Here is a 16,687-nt window from a genome sequence, read left to right as displayed (position 1 = left end):
CCGTACCGGGCTGCGCCAGGTGACCGTCACCGGCGGCGGGCCCGGTCCAGCACCTCCTCGGCGGTGAGCGGGCTGCGCGGATGATGGCTGAGCGACAGCGGGGTACGGATCTTCACCGGTGGGGCGCCCTCCGCAGCGAGGTAGAACTCACCGGTGGTGAGGCGGGAGATGTCGGCGACGTCGCCGCCCTTCGCCTTCGCCATCTCCCGGGCGGCCTCCATCTGGATCGGGCTGTTCAGCCGGCCGTAGAGCTGGGTCGCCGCGTTGCCCGGAATCCGGTTGTGCAGCCCCTTCGGCGCCTGGGTGGCGAAGATCAGACCCAGGCCGTACTTGCGGGCCTGGGCCGCCAGCGCCAGCGTGCTCTGGGTGCACGCGGTCATCGCGCCGGAGGGGGCGAACGTCTGCGCCTCGTCCATCACCAGCAGGCCAAGCAGTGGCCGGTCGTTCGCCGGGTGCTGCTTGATCCAGGCGAAGAGCGCCATCTGCAACTGGTTGACGAAGCCCTGCCGGGCCTCGTCGGATTGCAGCCCGACGAGGCTGATGACGGAGATCCGGGCCCGCCTGCCCGGCTCGGGGGTGAGCAGCAGCCCCGGGTCCATCGGGCTGCCCTCGCCGCCGAACAGCGGATCGTTGACCATCGCCGCCGCCAACGACTGCGCGATCCCCACGCCGATCTTGTCCGCCCCGTCGATGTCCAGCAGCCCGTCCGGCAGGTCGGCGAGGGTGTCGATCAACCCCTGCACCCGGCTGCCGCCCCGTCGGCCGTAGTGCTCGACTGCCTTGCGCAGCACGGCGAGACCCAGGTGGACCTTGTTGGTCCGGCCGGTCAGTTGGGCGCGGGGTGCGAGCGACGCGACAGCCGCCTCGACGGCCTCGTGGAACTCGTCGGGGTCGTCGCGCACGCTGCGGAAATCCGGTAGCGGCTGGAAGCTCAGCGGGCGTCCCGACGACCGGCGCGGCGTCCACACCCGCACGTCGGTTCCGGCGAGGTAGTCCCGGGCCTTCTCCGCGTCCCCGGCCCGCCAGTCCGGCGGTGGCTCCGGCCACTCGTCACCGAGCCGGGCCAGGTCGTTGTTGGGGTCGAGGACGATGGCGGAGACCCCGGCGAGGGCACACTCCTCCAGGATCCGCCGGATCAGCACGGTCTTGCCGGATCCGGAGCCGGCGAAGATGGTGGTGTGCTTGCGGAGGGCCTCCAGAGAGAGCGGCACGGGTGCACCGGTGCGGTGGTCGTACCCCACGGTGAGATGCGGGCCGGACTCCCCCCCGTCGACCGGCTGTGGATCGACCTGCCCGGGGTGCGGCCGCCCGCCGGGCGTCCCCGCGCTCACCGGTGGCGTCTCGGCCGGTCCCGTCTCGGCCGGTCCTGAGGTGACCGGGCCGGTGTGGTCCGGTCGTACCGCTGAATCGGTCGGGTCGTCGCCGGGAGCGGCGGGGAGCCAGTCGGCGGCGGAGCCGAGGGCCTGCTGCAACACGGCGAGGTCCCGGGTCGGTTGACGGGCGGTCAGCCAACCCCGGATGTCGACGGGTGACTCCGCGAGCATGACCTTGAGGGCCCCGAGGATGCGGAGATCCTCGTGGTCCAGCGGCAGGATCGTCCCGCCGGCCTGGGTGAAGGCCGTGACCGCCTGCCGGGTCTTGGCACCGCTCGACCAGGTGCCGTTGCGGAGCAGGAAGAGCTTGCGGCGGGTCACCCGCGCGTCGAGCCCCGCCACCGTGCAGGCCTTGCGGAGCCGGGCGAGCGCGGCGATGGCGTGGTGCTCCTCGCTGATCGCCCGGAAACACCAGTGGACCTGGTCCTCGGTGGCCTCGTCCAGGGTGAGCCGGAGCCGGGCGTGCAGCGGCGGCTGGGCGCTCGGGGGCGGGTCCACGCTGAACGATCCGCCCTGTTCGCCGCGCGCCATCACCCAGGCGGTCAGACCCGCCGCGAGCAGCGCGGGGACGGTGCTGTCCTCGCTGTCCCGGGTCAGTGGGCCGGACACGTCGGCCGCGCTCTTGAGCTGGGCGAATCTCGTGTCGAAGCGCTCGAGATCGTCGACCAGGGCGGTACGTGGGCTGCGGCGTTGCGGCTCCGTCTGGTCACCGAGCCGGGTCAGCTCCCGTACCTCGCCGACGGTGAGACAGGCCCGGATGTGCCGGTCGATGTCGATCAGCAACTGCCGGGGGGTCATCCCCTCGGCCTGCGCGAAGGCGTCGGGACGCACCGGCCACGACGGATACGGCGGTGTGAAGCCGACCTCGGTGAACCGGGCGGCGAACCGACGCTCGACGATCTGCCGGGCCAGGGCGGCGTCGTGGATGGTGGTGAGCCGGGGCGCCATCCGGAACCGGTCGCTCACCGTGTCCACCGTCCGGCTCCGGATGATCGTCCATGAGTTCGGCAGGCAGGCGACCAGGGTGAGCGTGCGGCGGGTGAGCTGGCGCAGCGACATCAGCCCATCGGCGATCCGGGCGTGCACCGCAGCCTGTTCCGGATCGTCCTGCCCGCCCGACCGGTGGTGCAGGGCGTCGCCGGCGGCCACGGACTGCGCGATGAGTGTGTCGATCTGGTCGACGGCGATCACGGACGGTCCGGTCAGGGCCAGCAGCCAGGAGATCTCCTGGACGATCTGCTGCGCGCTGCGGGGGGCCCGCCGCATGCCCCAGGCACCGCGTTCCCCCGGCTCCCCCTCCTCGCCGGAGGTGAAGTAGTTCTCCGCGACGTCCCGGTGGGCCACATCCTCCGAGGCGCTCAGCGCGAGCGCCCGCGCCGTCTCCCGGCAGCGGGCCACGTCGGGCGCGTACCCGACGAGCCCTTCGATGAAGGCGTCCAGGGCAGCCCGGGTCAGCTCGGTGTCACCCATCACCGCCCGGCGGGCCGACCGGGGCGCCCCGACCATCGAGGAGAGTCGACGCAGCAGCAACCGGAGCTGGCTCTCGCTGCCGGGCACCGATCGGGCGAGCCCGTCGAGCACGCAGGCGAGCACGCTGTCCCAGAACCCGCGTGCGTCGAGCAGGCCGACCAGGAAGAAGTAGCCGCCCTGCTGCTGGACCTGCTGACGGACCCAACCCAGCAGGTGGGTCTTGCCCGAGCCGCGCTGCCCCTGGAGCACCAGCCCGATCGGGCTGCCATCGGCGCTGTTGCGGGCATCGGCCGCCCCGTCGAGGATGTCGCGGACCACGGCGGTGTGCAGGCCCTCCACATGGAACGGCGAGGGCCGCCAGACGTCGTCGGGCACCGGCGCCCAGTCGAACCGGAGCGCCGCGAGGGCCGCGTGTTCCGCCTCGGTCATCCCACCCCGATCGCCAGCAGGTGCTTGTCCTGACCACCCAGCCGCAGCGCCGCCGCGACGTCCGCCGGGGTCAGCACCTTCTGGTTGGACTCCGGGACGATGTCCACGTCCGGCTCGCGCTCCAGCACCCGCAGCGCCTCGTCGAGGTCGGCGGTGTCGACGTCGCCGAAGAAGGGTCGCAGCCGGGTCAGGCTGACCCAGGCTCCCGGCTCGGCGGCCAACGCGGCGTACGCCTGCCGGATGCGGAGATCGAGGGTGCGCTGCTGCCCCGGCTGCGCCGTGCCGGCCCGCACGTCGGTCAGCGCGAACATCTCGCCGAACGTGCGGTAGTCGCTGCGTCCCATGACCCGGTCCCGCAGGTTCACCTGCAACGCCGTCAGCGCCCCGCCGAGAATCCGGCCCTGCGACGACTGGAAGTTCAGATCCTCCTGCACCCGGACCCAGCCCTTGTCGGCGAGCTGGTGCAGGAAGGTGTTGCCCTCCCGACGGCTGTCCACGAAACCGAGGCGGTTGAGCTTGTCCCGGTAGGACTTCCGGACGTCGACGCCGTAGCGCTTGCGCAGCTCGGTGTTGGGCACCTCCCGGGCCTCAGCCATCAGGACGAACAGGATCGCGGCCTCAGAGGGGGTGAGGTCATCGCCGGGCATGGGGTCTTCCTTCCGCAAGGTCGCGTCGCCGGGCCCGGATCAAGGTGCCGATCTGGTGCACCACCGCGCCGACGTCGTGGTTGATTCGGGCATTGGTGAAGCGCAGGACGGCGTAACCGTCCAACTGCAACTGCACGTCGCGCTGCCGGTCTGCCTCGAACCGGGCCGGCCGGCAGTGCTCCGGGCCGTCGATCTCGACGACACACCGCTCGTCGGGCCAGAGCAGATCGAGGCAGACCGGAGGCGAGAGGGGATGGGACTGGTGGTACTGGTTCCAGCGTCGGCCCACCGCCCAGCCCTCGCCGGCCAGGGCGGCCTCCAGCGCCGCCTCGGTCGCGCTGCCGGGGTGGGGTCGGCCGATCTCCTGCGGGAGGGTCGTCGCCACCGGTCCGGCAGGATGGCCGGCCGGGCGGGCGGGCGGAACGGTGACCGTGACCACCCGGTCCTCGTGCCGTAACGGTGTGCCGACCAGCCACACGCCGACCCGGCCGTGGTGGCACAGCCATTCCGCTCCCGCGACGAGAGCCCGTTCCCCCGCCGGGTCGAGGTCGGCGGGCACCTGGATCAGCAGGATCGCCCGGGGCCGACCGAAACCCTCCGCCACCACCCGGATCAGGCCGGAGCAGCGGACTTCCACGGAGAACGGGTCGACCGGCGGTCGCCGGCCGGACAGCGCCACGGCGGCGAGGTGCGCCAGGAACGGTGCGAAGTGCGCGGAGCCCCGCGCCCGGCCGACCGCGGCGGCCCGGACGGCGGCCAGTCCGTACGGGTCGGCGCGGGGGATGTCCGCGGCCTCGGGCAGCCAACCCGGCAGCAGCGCCACCGCCACCCGCTCCAGTTCGTCCAGGGCGGAGTGGACGAAGGCACCGGCGGTGCGGGCGGGACCGGGTCGCAGCACGACGGCGGCTGGGCCGACCGGTGCCCCGGCGACGGTGGCCGCGATCGTGCCGGCGGGCACCCCTCGGATCTGCACGACGCGATCCGTCGGCAGCGCGGCGAGCTGGCGGACGAGACTCATGGCAGGTCACCGGCGCGGACCGCGACCGCCTTCTCCCGAGGGAGCGCGGATCGGGCGGAACTCAGCGGTCTTCATCCTCCCCGTGTGGCCATCGGACGAACCCGAACACACTACGAAGCGGTTCACCGCCAGCGCCATAGCCGCCCCCGGTCAGTCGTCCTTCGGACACCTGACCGCGCGAGGGAAGACCGAGAAGCGCCGGCGGTCACTTCTCCCGCTGCGGCGGGTCGTTCGGGGCCGGGTGTCCGTCGGCGAGCGCCTGCGCCTGCCGACTCAGCGACTCGACCCGCCGGATCAGCTTCCGCACCGCCGCCTCGTCGGCGTCGTCCAGGGCGGCCAACCGGTCGAGCAGCGCGGCATGGTCGGAGGTCAACTGTCGGTAGCGCTGGCCGAAGCTGCTGTCGTCGCCGCCCCGACGGCCGTACACCAGGGCGTACTGCGGATCGAGGTCGATGATCTGCTGGGCCAGGCCGGCGGTGGCGGCGCCGAGCGCGCTGCGGCTGTCGGTCAGCTCGTCGCGGCGGACCCGCCGGGCCGCCGCCAGCCGCCCCGCCCGCCGGCCGCCGAGGTAGAGCGCCGTCGCGGCGGCGACGACGCCCAGCACGGCGGCGGCGGCGAGCAGGAAGCGGGGCAGCGACGGGCTGATCGTGCGGGCCCCGTCGGGTACGGTGCCGGCCTTGACCAGCCGGTCGTAGTTGACGGCGATGACCTTCACGGCTTCCAGTGGACGGTCGGCGAAGGTGTCGATGCCCCGGCCGATGACCATCTCGGCGGCGGCGGCCTTGCCCAGGTTCTTCTTGTCGTAGCCGGGCACCAGGGCGCAGCCGTAGGTGTCGTAGTCGTCCCCGTCGCGGCTGAGCACCAGCACGACGGTCCCGTCGGCGGCCTGCTTCACCTGCTTACAGGTGCCCCGCAGGTCGGCGTCGGGGGAGCGCAGCACCACCACCAGCCGCCGGTTGCCGATGATCCGTTCGGCCGCCGCCCGGTCCACGTCGAGCCCCGGGTCGGCATAGAACGACGTGGTGCGCACCTGCCGGGCGATCGGGCCGTCCAGCGCCCCACCGCTCCACGCCGCCCAGCCGGCCAGCACCAGGCAAGCCAGGACGGCGAGGCCGAACGGGGTGCCGAGCAGAGCGGTGACGCGTTGCCGCCGGGATTCGGGACGGGTCATGAGAGTCTGCCCCGCAGGTAGTTGTCCGGGCGGTAGCTGGCGATGCCGACCTGGCGGGCGGTGTCGTCCAACTCGGCCGCCGCCTCGTCGAGCAGCGTGCGGACGTGCCGGGCGGGCAGCTTCTCCTCCCAGGCCGACCGGGCGGCCTGGAGCGTGACGATGCCCCGGGTCAGCGCCGGGTTGCTGCCGGCGTCGGTCAGCAGGGACATCTCGACGGCCAGCGCGGTCAACCCGGCCAGCCGGACCGGGGCGGTGTCCCGTCGGCGTCCCAGCCCCCGGTCGGGGCGGCGCAGCGACCGGGCCGACAGGATCAGGAACGCCGCCACGCAGCCCGCGAAGAGCCACGGCAGCGCCGGCAGCGCCACCCGCAGCGGATCGGCCGGCCGGTACGGCAACGGCCGCTCGAACAGACCGGCGTAGCGGATGTCGGTGACCCGGTGGAGGTAGACGCCGAGCACGTTGCGCTGCGGGTAGTCGGCGCGGCTGAGCACGCCGGCGAACTGGCCGTAGAAGCTCGCCCCGGCCAACTCCGCGAAGTCGGCCGCCCCGGGCCCGTGGTATTCGATCCAGAGGCCGTACATCACCACGACCGGCTGGTCGGGGAAGCGCGCGCTCAGGGCCGGTCCGTACCGGGGCAGGGGTTCGCCGAAGCGGTGCGGGGGCAGCGCGACGTACCACGCGCCGTCGGGGAAGGCGTTGCGGGCGGCGGTCTCGGGGATGTCGGTGAGGGTGGCGCCGGGGGCGACGTGCCGCCCCGTGGCCCGCAGGTCGGTCAGGACGGCGGTCAGCTCCGGCCCGCTCGGCTCGCGCCAGCGCAACTCGTCCCGGTCGGCCGGGGCGGGCTCCTTGCGCAGCGCGGTGATCAGGGTGAGCAACAGGTCGGTCACGTCACCGGTGGCGAACTGGGCGCGCCAGCCGGGCAGCGTGTCGGCGCTGGCCTGGTAGAGGCCGCCGGAGACCTCGGTGCCGACCACCCGGATGGTGGCGTTCTCCACGTCCCGGACCCGGGCGCGTTCGTCCTTGTCGAGTCCGGGCGGGGCGACCAGGATCCGGGTGTCGCCGGCCACCGCCCGGACCCGCTCCTCGTTCCAGGACGCCACCGCGCCCGGCAGGCGTACCACCGGCGCGGCGGCGACCAGCGCGGTCATCTCGGTCACCGACGGCACGGTGGCCTGGTCGGAGGCGCCGGCGGTGTCCGTGTCGACCCCCGACGACGACGCCGGTGACCGGCCGTAGCTGACGTCGATGCTCTGCCGCTGGGCGACCAGGAACACCACCAGCACGAGCACGGCGACCCCGAGCACCGTCCAGCGCAACGGCTCGGCCCAGCGGCGGTACCCCCGGGCGCTCACCGGTGCTCCCGCCACAACCGGTCGGCCTGCCGGGCGTGCCCGGCCGCCGCCCGCGCCGCGTCCGCCCCGCCGCGCCCGCCCACGAGCGACTCGGCGCGGGTCAGCAGCCGCTCCGCCTCGGGCACCCGGCCCCGGGCCGCGTCCCGGCTGACGGCCGCGCTGTCGATCGCCGCCCGGGCGGCCGACCGGGCGGTCCGTCGCTGCTCCTCCCGCGCCCGTCGGTGCGGCAGCAGCGCGGTCAGCACGCCCGCACCCACCAGCAGCGCCGCGCCGGCCAGCCAGAACAGGTAGGGGTGTGCCATGGGCTCCAACCGTCCGCCGGGTCCGGGGGACCGCCCCGGGATGGTCCGACCGAGTCTCGCTGATCAGGTCAACCCCGCCCGCACCGGCCCCGACCAGGGCCGCAGTGGCTGCGCCGGGTGTTCCCACGGTGATCGTGAGTACGGGTGCTCATCCGGTGGCCGACCCGGCGGGCGATGATCGGGGTGTGCAGATGACGCGTACCCGTACCCTCCTCGGCGGTGTGGCCCTCGCGGCCGTGACGATCGGCACGTGGGCGGCCTGGCTGGGCTGGGAGAGCGGCTACCGGACGGACCCGCGGACCGGCGCGACCAGCGGGCCGTACGCGGTCTGGCAGGTGGTCGGCGCGGTGCTCACCCTGGTCGTGGTCGCCGCCGTCGCCGGGTGGCTGCTGAGCCCGGTGCTGGTGGCCCCGGTGATGACGGTGGCGTTCACCGCGGCCTGGTCGGGGCACGCGGCGGCGACCGACGACTCCGGGCTCTGGGTGGTGGGGGCGGTCCTGGTGCTGCTCGGCACCGGGGCCGGCAGCACCCTGGTCAGTCTCGGCAGCCACCTCGTCCGCCGCCACCGCGCCCGCCGACCGCACACCGCCGGCCCGGGTGGCGGATAGCCGACAGGACGCCGAGGGGTAGCAGGGGGCATTGTTTACGCAGGTGGATGAGGGTATGGCCGGGGAGGCGCGGCCCACCCGTCCGGCCGGTCGGGCGACATCCGTGCCGCCGCCGGCCGCCATCGCCCGGCCCGGACAACGACGTCACCATCGCCGGTCGGAGCGTGCCGTTACCGTCGCGCGTGTCGACCGGGTGAACCAGAGAGGAGGGGCCGGAATGGCCGCTCCCACCGTGACCGCCAGCCTCGACGCGTCGACCTACTCCCCGGGTGACCCGATCACCCTCACCGTCGGCTATGCCGACCCGGACACCCGCCCCGTGACCCTCACCATCGTGCTGACCGACTCCCAGGGCAACAGCAGCGCCCCGGTGCGGGTCACCGCGGTCATCGACCCGCTCACCGTCGGCGTCGCCGACGACTCCGGCCGGGCCTGGACGAAGGTCTCGGACACCGGGACGACCGCCGTGTACCGGGCGGTGGCCTGATGCCCCGGGTCACCGTGACGGTGCGCGACTTCGGTGGGCACACCGCCAGCGCGACGGCCGACTACACCGTCGCCCCGCCGGTCCGGGGCGGCTACTACCTCTCCGGCAACGCCGACCCGACAGCGGACCTGGTGGGCGGGAACTTCCGCTCGCTGACCCAGTACCGCAGCCTCGCCGACGGGTACGTCTTCCCCGGCTACGGGATGACCTGGCTGCGTGACCTCGGGCGGGCCGGGGTCGCGCTGAACATGGTGCTGGAGCTGAAGCACTACGGCACCGGCAACCCCGGCGCGCAGACGTTCACCGTCGACGGGGTGACCTGGACCGTGCCGGCACCGGCGATGACCATCCAGCAGCGCCCCGGCACCACCTGGCCCAGGGCGTACGGGTACGGGCAGGTGCTCGCCGGTCAGTGCGACGGGCTGCTCGCCCGCGCCCTGTCGCAGTACCGGACGATGGGCGTCCCGGTGAACCTGCAACTCGCCTCGGAGCTGGACACCGATCACGAGTTCGGCACCACCGAGTCCGGGGTGTCGTACCCCTGGGCCGAGTCGGACGCCCGCGCGGTGCAGGCGCTGACGTACGTGGTGACCTGGTTGCGGGCCCGCGGTCTGCCGGCCGGCACCACCTTCTCGGTCGGTGCGGGCGGCTTCGACCGGGCGGGTTTCCGGCGTACCCATCCGGAGGCGTTGATGTCTCTGCTGGACTTCCTCCAGTGGAACGTCTACGCGACCGACCCCACCCACACCGCGCTGGGGCGGTTCCGCCGCACCAGGGACTGGGCGGTGGCCGACCTCGGGCCGGTGGCGCTCTCCCGACCGGTGATCGTCGCCGAGTGGGGGGTGCAGGTCGCCGCCTTCCCCGACCAGGCGGCCTGGATCGCCACCGTGCCACCGGCCCTGGCCCGGCTCAATGCGGAGCGGGGACCCCGGATCGTGCGGACGAACTACTTCAACTCGGGTTGGGGCACCCTGTCGCCGAAGGAGGCGGGGGTGGCCGCGCTACGCGCCGCGTACGCGGCCAGGCCGTTCGTCTGACGGGCCCGCCGGGTCAGGCGTCACCGAGCCGGCGGGCATAGGTGTCGCGCAGTTCGGTCCAGCCGAACCCGATGGCCTCGGCACCCCGGATCGGGCCGATCGGGTCGCCAGCGAGCAGCCGTTCGGCGACGTCGACACAGAGGTGCCAGCCGGCGGCCACCATCGGCAGCAGCCCCCGGTCGGCCACGGTGTGCCACAGGGTGAGGCGGGTGCCGTCGGCGGTGCGGGTCAGCTCCCACCGGAGCAGGTCCTCGTCCCAGGTGTACTCCAGCAGGCGTGGCGGTTCGGCCCGGCGTACGGTGGCCGGCTGCGCGACGACCGCGTCGCCGTCGACCAGGGTGAGTACCGCGTCGCCGGGGGTGCTGAGGTCGCGGTCGGCCAGGAACGGCGCCCACTCGCGGAGGCGGGCCGGATCGGTCAGCGCCGCCCAGACCCGCTCCGGTGGGTGCCGCAGGTCGCGGACGAATCGCAGGGTCCACCTGTCGCCGGCGGGGGTCGCGGTGACCTCGGCCGGTGGGCCGGGGTGGAACGGGGCACGGTCCATGGTCACTCCTTGTCGAGGTGACGCTCCAGGGCGTCGAGATGGGTCTCCCACATCCGTCGGTACGGTGCCAGCCAGCTGTCCACCGCCCGCAGTTGGCGCAGGTCGAGCCGGTAGATACGGTGCTGGGCGACCGTCCGGCAGGTGACGAAGCCGGCCTCGCGGAGCACCCGCAGGTGCTTGGAGACGGCCGGCTGGCTCATCCCCAGCGTGTCGACCAGTTCCCCGACGCTGCACTCGGCCTGCCGGAGCGTGTCGAGGATGCGGCGGCGGTGTGGTTCGGCCAGGACGGCGAAGGCGTCGACGGACACCCGGACAATATGCCTTCACAGCTATATGTCTGTCAAGGCATATAGCCGGCCGGAGCCGGCAGTGCACCGCACTGCACCGGCGCTGCGCCGGCCGAGCCTGAGCGGCCGACCGCCCGGCTCCCTATGCTCGGGGAATGGAACTGCGGATCTTCACCGAGCCCCAGCAGGGCGCCACCTACGACCAGCTGCTCACCGTGGCCCGCGCCGCCGAGGACGCCGGCTACGGTGCGTTCTTCCGGTCCGACCACTACGTGGCGATGGGTTCGTCCACCGGTGAACCCGGCCCCACCGACGCCTGGACCACCCTGGCCGGGTTAGCCCGGGACACCTCCCGGATCCGGCTCGGCACGCTGGTGACGGCGGCCACCTTCCGGCTGCCCGGCCCGCTCGCCATCACCGTCGCCCAGGTCGACCAGATGAGCGGCGGCCGGGTCGAGCTGGGCATCGGCGCCGGCTGGTTCGCCGAGGAGCACACCGCGTACGGCATCCCGTTCCCGCCGGTGGGGGAGCGCTTCGACCGGCTGGAGGAGCAGCTCGCCGTCATCACCGGACTGTGGGCGACCCCGGCCGGCGAGACGTTCGACTTCGCCGGCAGGTACTACCCGGTCGGCAACTCCCCGGCGCTGCCCAAGCCGGTGCAGCAACCCCGCCCGCCGATCCTGCTCGGCGGCAAGGGACCCAAGCGCACCCCACGCCTGGCCGCCCGGTACGCCGACGAGTTCAACCTGCCCTTCGTCTCGGTCGACGAGACCGTGGCCCAGTTCGGCCGGGTCCGCGCCGCCTGCGCCGAGGTGGGCCGCGACCCGGGCACCCTGCGCTGGTCCAACGCGTTGGTGCTCTGCTGCGGCCGGGACGACGCCGAGGTGGCCCGGCGGGCCGCCGTGCTCGACCGGGAACCGGCCGAGCTGCGGCAGAACGGGGTCGCCGGCACCCCCGCCGAGGTGGTCGACACGATCGGCCGCTACGCCGAGGCGGGCAGCGAACGGATCTACCTCCAGGTGCTCGACCTGGCCGACCTGGACCAGCTGGAACTGGTCGCCGCCGAGGTGATGCCGCAGCTGTGACCCTGAGGGGCCCTACCGGCCCGCCCGTCCGGTGGGCGGGCGGGAGGCCGGGCGACCGGTGGGCGCGGCAGGCGGTCAGCGGTGGCGGGTGATCCCGCCCGGCTCGCGCAGCACCGTGTCCAACCGGCCGTCCCGGTCGCTGTCCAGGTAGGTGATGTCCGGTACGCCGTCGCCGTCCAGGTCGAACTGGACCACGTCGGCGATCCCGTCCCCGTCCAGGTCGGTCACCACCTGTGTCGACCCGTCCAGGTGGTGGGTGACGATCGAGTGCGCCCCGGTCCCCGTCACCGGGGGTGCCGGCGCGGGTCGCGGCTCGGGTGCCGGCGAGGACCGCTGCGGGTACGCCGCCGGCGGGTCGCTCGCCGGGTCCAGGCCGACCCCGGTCGGGTCGATCTCCTCCTCCGACGGATAGACGTCGCCGTGCAGGATGGGGTCGCGGTAGCTGCTCATCGCGCCATGGTTCCCCGTGGACGCCACCGACAACCGTGCCGGATGATGCAGCGGAGCGCGCTCACGGACGGGGGAGACGACGTGGAGCTGCACCGGGAACCGGGCCGACAGGTGCTGCCGGCGGTCTGCGTACTGGCCGGGACGGTGTTGTTGACCACCGGTGGCGGCTTGCTGCGGACGGTGACCGCGCTCGGTGGCGTCGCGTTGGGCGGGGCGGGGCTGGCCGCCACCCTGCGACCGTTCCGCTTCGTCATCGACGCCGACGGGCTGACCGTACGGCGGCGGGGCCTGCGCCGTCAGCTCCGCTGGGCCGAGCTGGCCCTGGTCGTGCTGGACCGTCCGGCGGCGGGCGTCGGTGGGTTGCGGCTGCTGGTCGTGCCCGTCGACGGTGCCGTCGGGTTGCCGCCCGACGCCCGGGTCGACGGTCGGCCGGCCACCGAACTGCTCGACCTGGCCCACGTCCGGGAGGGGCCGGACGAGATCGCGACGGCGTTGGCCCGGCACGCCGGCGACCGGTTCCGCGATGACCGGGGCACACCGGTCCGGTCCGCTCCTGACTTCTCCGTCAGTCTGCGCGGGTACAGTGCCGACGTGGTCGACATACTGGTGGGACACGCCCGGACGGCGCTCGACTCGGACGACCCGGCACGTCGGCGGGCGGTGCGCGACGAGCTGGCCGAGGCGATGGCGAACGGCCTGCCGATCGGCCTGCGCGGCTATGACGTGCGCCAGGTGGACGAGGCGTTGGACGCCCTGCACGTGGCGCTGACCGCCACCCCGACCGACGGCGTCGACGCGTGAGCGGGGTCGCGCGTCGCAACTGGGCCGGCAACGTCCACTACGCCGCCCGTGCCTTCCACGAGCCGACCACGCTGGACGAGCTGCGCCGGCTGGTGGCCGGCAGCGACCGGCTCCGGGCGGTCGGCAGCGGCCACTCGTTCAACCGGATCGGCGACACCACCGGCGACCTGGTCTCGCTGGCCGGTCTGCCGCCCACCGTCGAGGTCGACCGGGAACGCGGCACGGTGACCGTGGCTGCCGGGCTGCGTTACGGGGACGTGGCGACCCGGCTGCACGAGCAGGGGCTGGCCCTGGCCAACCTCGCCTCGCTGCCGCACATCTCGGTGGCCGGCGCGATCGCCACCGGCACCCACGGCTCCGGCGACGGCAACCGCAACCTGGCCGCCGCCGTGGCCGGGCTGGAAATCGTCACCGCCGACGGGGACGTGCTCACCGTCGACCGGTCCGCCGGCGACCGGTTCGCCGGCATGGTGGTCTCGCTCGGCGCGCTGGGCGTCGTCACCCGGGTCACCCTGGACGTGCTGCCCACCTTCGACATCCGCCAGTACGTCCACGAGGGCCTGCCCGTCGAGGCGCTGGACGCGGCGTTCGCCTCGGCGTACAGCGTCAGCGGGTTCACCTCCTGGCGGTCGGCGGAGATCGACCAGGTCTGGCGCAAGCAGCTCGCCGACGCCCCACCGCCGGAGCCGGACTGGCTCGGCACCACCCCGGCCGACCGGCCGGCGCACCCGGTGCCCGGGATGGACCCGGTCAGCTGTACCCCGCAGTTCGGTGAGCCCGGCCCGTGGCACGAGCGGCTGCCGCACTTCCGGCTGGGCTTCATGCCGAGCAGCGGCGACGAGCTGCAGTCCGAATACCACCTGCCCCGGTCGGCCGGGGCCGGGGCGCTGGCCGCGCTGGGCGGGATGCGGGACCGGATCGCCCCCGTACTGCAGATCTGCGAGCTGCGCACCATCGCCGCCGACGAGCTGTGGCTCAGCCCCCACCAGGGGCGCGACACCCTGGCCGTGCACTTCACCTGGGTCGACGACGCGGCGGCGGTGCAGCCGGTGCTGGCCGAGATCGAGGCCCGGCTGGCCCCGTTCGACCCCCGCCCGCACTGGGGCAAGGTGTTTGACCTCGATCCGGCCGTGGTCGCCGCCACCCTCCCCCGGTACGCCGACTTCGCCGCCCTGCTCACCGAGCTGGACCCGGCCGGGGTGTTCCGCACCGACCAACTCGACCACTACTTCCCCCGCCCCTGACCACCCGACCGCAGCGGGCACCGGAAGTCGGGTCCGGCCGTTCCCGGCTGCCTAGCGTGGACCAGGTAAGCGGAAGGAGAACAGGTGCTGGAGCGGCTGAACGAGGCCCTGGCGCACGTGGAACGGCACCTCGACGAACCGATCGAGGTGGCCGACCTGGCGCGGATCACCCTCACCTCGGAGTACCACTTCCGGCGGATGTTCTCGGCGCTGGCCGGGATGCCCCTGTCGGAGTACGTCCGCCGGCGGCGGCTCACCCTCGCGGCGGCCGAGGTGCTGGCGGGGGACCGGACGTTGCTCGACGTCGCGGTCCGCCACGGGTACGGCTCGACCGAGGCGTTCACCCGGGCGTTCCGGGCGATGCACGGGATCGGGCCGGGTGAGGCACGGCGTACGGGGGCCACGTTGCACTCCCAGCAGCGGTTGTCCTTCCGACTCGTCGTCGAAGGGAGTGGCAGCATGCGATATCGGATGGTGGAGAAGCCGGCGTTCCGGCTGGTGGGTCGCCGGGCCCGGGTGCCCCTGGTCCATCAGGGGATGAACCCGGCGATCGTGGCGTTCGTCCGGGGCATCCCGGCGGACACGACGGCCCGGATCAAGGCCCTGTCCGACCAGGAGCCCGCCGGCATCGTCAACGTCAGCGACCTGCTCGGCGAGGACCGTTCCGAGGGCGTCGAGCTGGACTACTGGTACGGCGCGGTGACCGGCGCGGACGTGCCGGACGACCTGGAGGCGCTCGACGTGCCGGCCGGGACCTGGGCGGTCTTCGAGACCTCGGGCGAGTTCCCGGCCGCCGTGCAGAACCTGTGGCGGGACGTGTTCACCCAGTGGTTCCCGTCCAACCCGTACCGGAGCCGGCCGGGGCCGGAGATCTCCAGCATCCGCATCTCGGCCGACGGCGCCCACGCCGACGCCGAGCTGTGGATCCCGGTCGAGCGGGTCGGCTAGGGGTTCCGGACGGGCGTCCGACCCGCTTGATCGACTCATCGGAGGCGATGTTGCGGTATCCGGACGCTCCGGACACCGCAACATCGACGATATTGCGCGCCATACGCGGGGCGGGGCAGGTCAGCGGCGTGCGGCGGGGTGGGCGCGCAGGGTGCTGCGTTGGACGGCGCGGCTGATGTCGCTGGGGGAGACGATGCCGACGAGCTGGTCGCCGGTCACCACCAGGGCCCGGCCGTCGGCGCACTCGTTGAGCTGGGGGAGCAGGTCGTTGAGCTGCTCCTCCGGTCGGGCCAGCACCAGGTCGTCGGCCCGGCAGGCCACCTCGGCCAGCGTGGTGGCGGACCGCCGGTCGGCGGGGATGCCGCGTACCCGGGCCAGGGTGACCAGGCCGACCGGCCGACCGTCCTCGGTCAGCGGCAACGCCGTGTGTCGGTAGGCGAAGAGGTAGTGGTCGACGAAGTCGGCGACCGTCATCTCCGCCGAGGCGGTCTGCGGCTGCGGGGTCATCACTTCACCGACCCGGACGCCGGACAGGGCGCTGCCCAGCCGGGCCTGCCGCTCCTCCACCCCGGCCGCCCCGATCAGGAACCAGCCGATCAGCGCCAACCAGATCCCGCCCACCCCGTAGCCGGCCAGGAACTGCCAGATGCCCAGGCCGATCAGCAGCACGCCGAGCACCCAGCCGGCGCGGGCGGCCACCACCGACGCCCTGGCCCGGTCGCCGGTGGCCTTCCAGACGGCGGCGCGCAGCAGCCGGCCACCGTCCAGCGGGGCGGCCGGCAGAATGTTGAAGACCGCCAGCAGCACGTTGATCCCGGCCAGCCAGGACAGCGAGCCGAGCAGCAGCCCCTCCTGCCCGGCCAACGCCAGCAGCACCGCGATCGCACCGAAGAAGACCCCGAGGAGCAGGCTGACCAGCGGGCCGATCCCGGCGATGCGCAGCTCCGCGCCCGGGTCGGGGGCCTCGCCGCGCAGCTCGGCGACGCCGCCGAAGAGCCACAGCGTGATCCCCTCCACCTGGAGGCCGTTGCGCTTCGCCACCACCGCGTGGGACACCTCGTGGGCCAGCAGACCGACGAAGAAGACCACCGCCGCCGCCAGCCCGGCCAGCAGGTACGCCCAGCCGGGCCGGTCGGGGTACGCGCCGGGGAACTGGTTTGCCGACAGCAACCACGCGATCAGCACGAAGATGACCAGGACGCTCCAGTTGACCCCGACGGGTACCCCCGCGATCCGGCCAAGCCGGAAGCTCGCCCTCATGCCCGGGTCATACCCGGTGTTGCCGGGCCCATGCCAGGGCGGAAGGTCGCCCTGAGGACGACCGGCCGGGCCTGGTCAGTCCGCCGTACCGGCCGGAGCCACCCAGGTGGTGGGCTGGTCGGTGCTGGCGGTGATCATGTCGTGGCGGCGCGGTTGGTACCGGTCCGGTGTGGG

The 16,687-nt window shown here is 73.7% G+C and carries 17 protein-coding genes; 7 read left to right on the top strand and 10 right to left on the bottom strand.

What is annotated here, in order from left to right; translation table 11 throughout:
* Positions 1-26: 26 nt before the first annotated feature.
* The 6 genes from ACQP1S_RS24505 to ACQP1S_RS24480 all read right to left on the bottom strand — a co-directional run bounded on the left by ACQP1S_RS24505 (position 27) and on the right by ACQP1S_RS24480 (position 7,762).
* Complete coding sequence (locus ACQP1S_RS24505; RefSeq protein WP_432899653.1) at positions 27-3,272, bottom strand: ATP-binding protein; 3,246 nt, start codon at positions 3,270-3,272, stop codon at positions 27-29.
* Complete coding sequence (locus ACQP1S_RS24500; protein ID WP_432899650.1) at positions 3,269-3,919, bottom strand: hypothetical protein; 651 nt, start codon at positions 3,917-3,919, stop codon at positions 3,269-3,271. The genes ACQP1S_RS24505 and ACQP1S_RS24500 overlap by 4 nt, the downstream gene beginning before the upstream one ends.
* Positions 3,906-4,937 (bottom strand): endonuclease domain-containing protein, encoded by a 1,032-nt coding sequence (locus ACQP1S_RS24495; RefSeq protein ID WP_432899647.1) that lies wholly within the window; start codon positions 4,935-4,937, stop codon positions 3,906-3,908. Before ACQP1S_RS24495 ends, ACQP1S_RS24500 begins: the two co-directional genes overlap by 14 nt.
* Before the next feature lie 205 nt (positions 4,938-5,142).
* Positions 5,143-6,108, bottom strand: coding sequence for a hypothetical protein (locus ACQP1S_RS24490; RefSeq protein WP_432899644.1), 966 nt, complete (start codon positions 6,106-6,108; stop codon positions 5,143-5,145).
* Positions 6,105-7,460, bottom strand: a complete 1,356-nt coding sequence (locus ACQP1S_RS24485; protein WP_432899641.1) for a hypothetical protein — start codon at positions 7,458-7,460, stop codon at positions 6,105-6,107. Before ACQP1S_RS24485 ends, ACQP1S_RS24490 begins: the two co-directional genes overlap by 4 nt.
* Positions 7,457-7,762, bottom strand: a complete 306-nt coding sequence (locus tag ACQP1S_RS24480) for a DUF6403 family protein (protein ID WP_432899638.1) — start codon at positions 7,760-7,762, stop codon at positions 7,457-7,459. The genes ACQP1S_RS24485 and ACQP1S_RS24480 overlap by 4 nt, the downstream gene beginning before the upstream one ends.
* A 191-nt stretch (positions 7,763-7,953) precedes the next feature.
* Here ACQP1S_RS24480 and ACQP1S_RS24475 point away from each other — a divergent pair, with 191 nt between their 5' ends.
* The 3 genes from ACQP1S_RS24475 to ACQP1S_RS24465 all read left to right on the top strand — a co-directional run bounded on the left by ACQP1S_RS24475 (position 7,954) and on the right by ACQP1S_RS24465 (position 9,894).
* Positions 7,954-8,370, top strand: a complete 417-nt coding sequence (locus ACQP1S_RS24475) for a hypothetical protein (RefSeq protein ID WP_432899635.1) — start codon at positions 7,954-7,956, stop codon at positions 8,368-8,370.
* Between the two features lie 217 nt (positions 8,371-8,587).
* Entirely contained in the window at positions 8,588-8,857 is a 270-nt protein-coding gene (locus ACQP1S_RS24470; protein WP_363669490.1) for a hypothetical protein, read from the top strand.
* Entirely contained in the window at positions 8,857-9,894 is a 1,038-nt protein-coding gene (locus ACQP1S_RS24465; protein ID WP_432899632.1) for a hypothetical protein, read from the top strand. Before ACQP1S_RS24470 ends, ACQP1S_RS24465 begins: the two co-directional genes overlap by 1 nt.
* Positions 9,895-9,907: 13 nt before the next feature.
* Here the strand turns inward: ACQP1S_RS24465 and ACQP1S_RS24460 are convergent, their stop codons facing one another.
* Entirely contained in the window at positions 9,908-10,438 is a 531-nt protein-coding gene (locus ACQP1S_RS24460; RefSeq protein WP_432899630.1) for an SRPBCC family protein, read from the bottom strand.
* A gap of 2 nt (positions 10,439-10,440) precedes the next feature.
* The gene (locus tag ACQP1S_RS24455) at positions 10,441-10,746 is read right to left on the bottom strand and encodes an ArsR/SmtB family transcription factor (protein ID WP_432899627.1); all 306 of its coding nucleotides are present in this window, start codon (positions 10,744-10,746) and stop codon (positions 10,441-10,443) included.
* A gap of 134 nt (positions 10,747-10,880) precedes the next feature.
* On the opposite strand from ACQP1S_RS24455, the gene ACQP1S_RS24450 reads away from it, so the two are divergent.
* Positions 10,881-11,810, top strand: coding sequence for an LLM class F420-dependent oxidoreductase (locus ACQP1S_RS24450; protein WP_091238358.1), 930 nt, complete (start codon positions 10,881-10,883; stop codon positions 11,808-11,810).
* A 75-nt stretch (positions 11,811-11,885) separates the two neighbouring features.
* Here ACQP1S_RS24450 and ACQP1S_RS24445 read toward each other — a convergent pair whose 3' ends face one another.
* Complete coding sequence (locus ACQP1S_RS24445; RefSeq protein WP_432899623.1) at positions 11,886-12,260, bottom strand: hypothetical protein; 375 nt, start codon at positions 12,258-12,260, stop codon at positions 11,886-11,888.
* An 81-nt stretch (positions 12,261-12,341) separates the two neighbouring features.
* On the opposite strand from ACQP1S_RS24445, the gene ACQP1S_RS24440 reads away from it, so the two are divergent.
* The 3 genes from ACQP1S_RS24440 (at position 12,342) to ACQP1S_RS24430 (ending at position 15,253) form a co-directional block, all read left to right on the top strand.
* Positions 12,342-13,061 (top strand): hypothetical protein, encoded by a 720-nt coding sequence (locus ACQP1S_RS24440; RefSeq protein WP_432899620.1) that lies wholly within the window; start codon positions 12,342-12,344, stop codon positions 13,059-13,061.
* The gene (locus tag ACQP1S_RS24435) at positions 13,058-14,305 is read left to right on the top strand and encodes an FAD-binding protein (protein WP_432899617.1); all 1,248 of its coding nucleotides are present in this window, start codon (positions 13,058-13,060) and stop codon (positions 14,303-14,305) included. The genes ACQP1S_RS24440 and ACQP1S_RS24435 overlap by 4 nt, the downstream gene beginning before the upstream one ends.
* A gap of 84 nt (positions 14,306-14,389) precedes the next feature.
* Positions 14,390-15,253, top strand: a complete 864-nt coding sequence (locus ACQP1S_RS24430; protein WP_432899614.1) for an AraC family transcriptional regulator — start codon at positions 14,390-14,392, stop codon at positions 15,251-15,253.
* 120 nt (positions 15,254-15,373) lie between these two features.
* Here ACQP1S_RS24430 and ACQP1S_RS24425 read toward each other — a convergent pair whose 3' ends face one another.
* Complete coding sequence (locus tag ACQP1S_RS24425) at positions 15,374-16,513, bottom strand: site-2 protease family protein (protein WP_432899611.1); 1,140 nt, start codon at positions 16,511-16,513, stop codon at positions 15,374-15,376.
* Positions 16,514-16,687: the final 174 nt, after the last annotated feature.

Source organism: Micromonospora matsumotoense, from assembly GCF_050951065.1.
Classification (GTDB): domain Bacteria; phylum Actinomycetota; class Actinomycetes; order Mycobacteriales; family Micromonosporaceae; genus Micromonospora; species Micromonospora matsumotoensis.
This window is presented reverse-complemented; position numbering and strand designations above follow the sequence as displayed.

Coding starts and splice junctions, on each gene's coding strand:
- ACQP1S_RS24505 (WP_432899653.1), bottom strand. CDS start 3,272: ATGACCGAGGCGGAACACGCGGCCCTCGCGGCGCTCCGGTTCGACTGG.
- ACQP1S_RS24500 (WP_432899650.1), bottom strand. CDS start 3,919: ATGCCCGGCGATGACCTCACCCCCTCTGAGGCCGCGATCCTGTTCGTC.
- ACQP1S_RS24495 (WP_432899647.1), bottom strand. CDS start 4,937: ATGAGTCTCGTCCGCCAGCTCGCCGCGCTGCCGACGGATCGCGTCGTG.
- ACQP1S_RS24490 (WP_432899644.1), bottom strand. CDS start 6,108: ATGACCCGTCCCGAATCCCGGCGGCAACGCGTCACCGCTCTGCTCGGC.
- ACQP1S_RS24480 (WP_432899638.1), bottom strand. CDS start 7,762: ATGGCACACCCCTACCTGTTCTGGCTGGCCGGCGCGGCGCTGCTGGTG.
- ACQP1S_RS24475 (WP_432899635.1), top strand. CDS start 7,954: ATGACGCGTACCCGTACCCTCCTCGGCGGTGTGGCCCTCGCGGCCGTG.
- ACQP1S_RS24470 (WP_363669490.1), top strand. CDS start 8,588: ATGGCCGCTCCCACCGTGACCGCCAGCCTCGACGCGTCGACCTACTCC.
- ACQP1S_RS24465 (WP_432899632.1), top strand. CDS start 8,857: ATGCCCCGGGTCACCGTGACGGTGCGCGACTTCGGTGGGCACACCGCC.
- ACQP1S_RS24460 (WP_432899630.1), bottom strand. CDS start 10,438: ATGGACCGTGCCCCGTTCCACCCCGGCCCACCGGCCGAGGTCACCGCG.
- ACQP1S_RS24450 (WP_091238358.1), top strand. CDS start 10,881: ATGGAACTGCGGATCTTCACCGAGCCCCAGCAGGGCGCCACCTACGAC.
- ACQP1S_RS24445 (WP_432899623.1), bottom strand. CDS start 12,260: ATGAGCAGCTACCGCGACCCCATCCTGCACGGCGACGTCTATCCGTCG.
- ACQP1S_RS24425 (WP_432899611.1), bottom strand. CDS start 16,513: ATGAGGGCGAGCTTCCGGCTTGGCCGGATCGCGGGGGTACCCGTCGGG.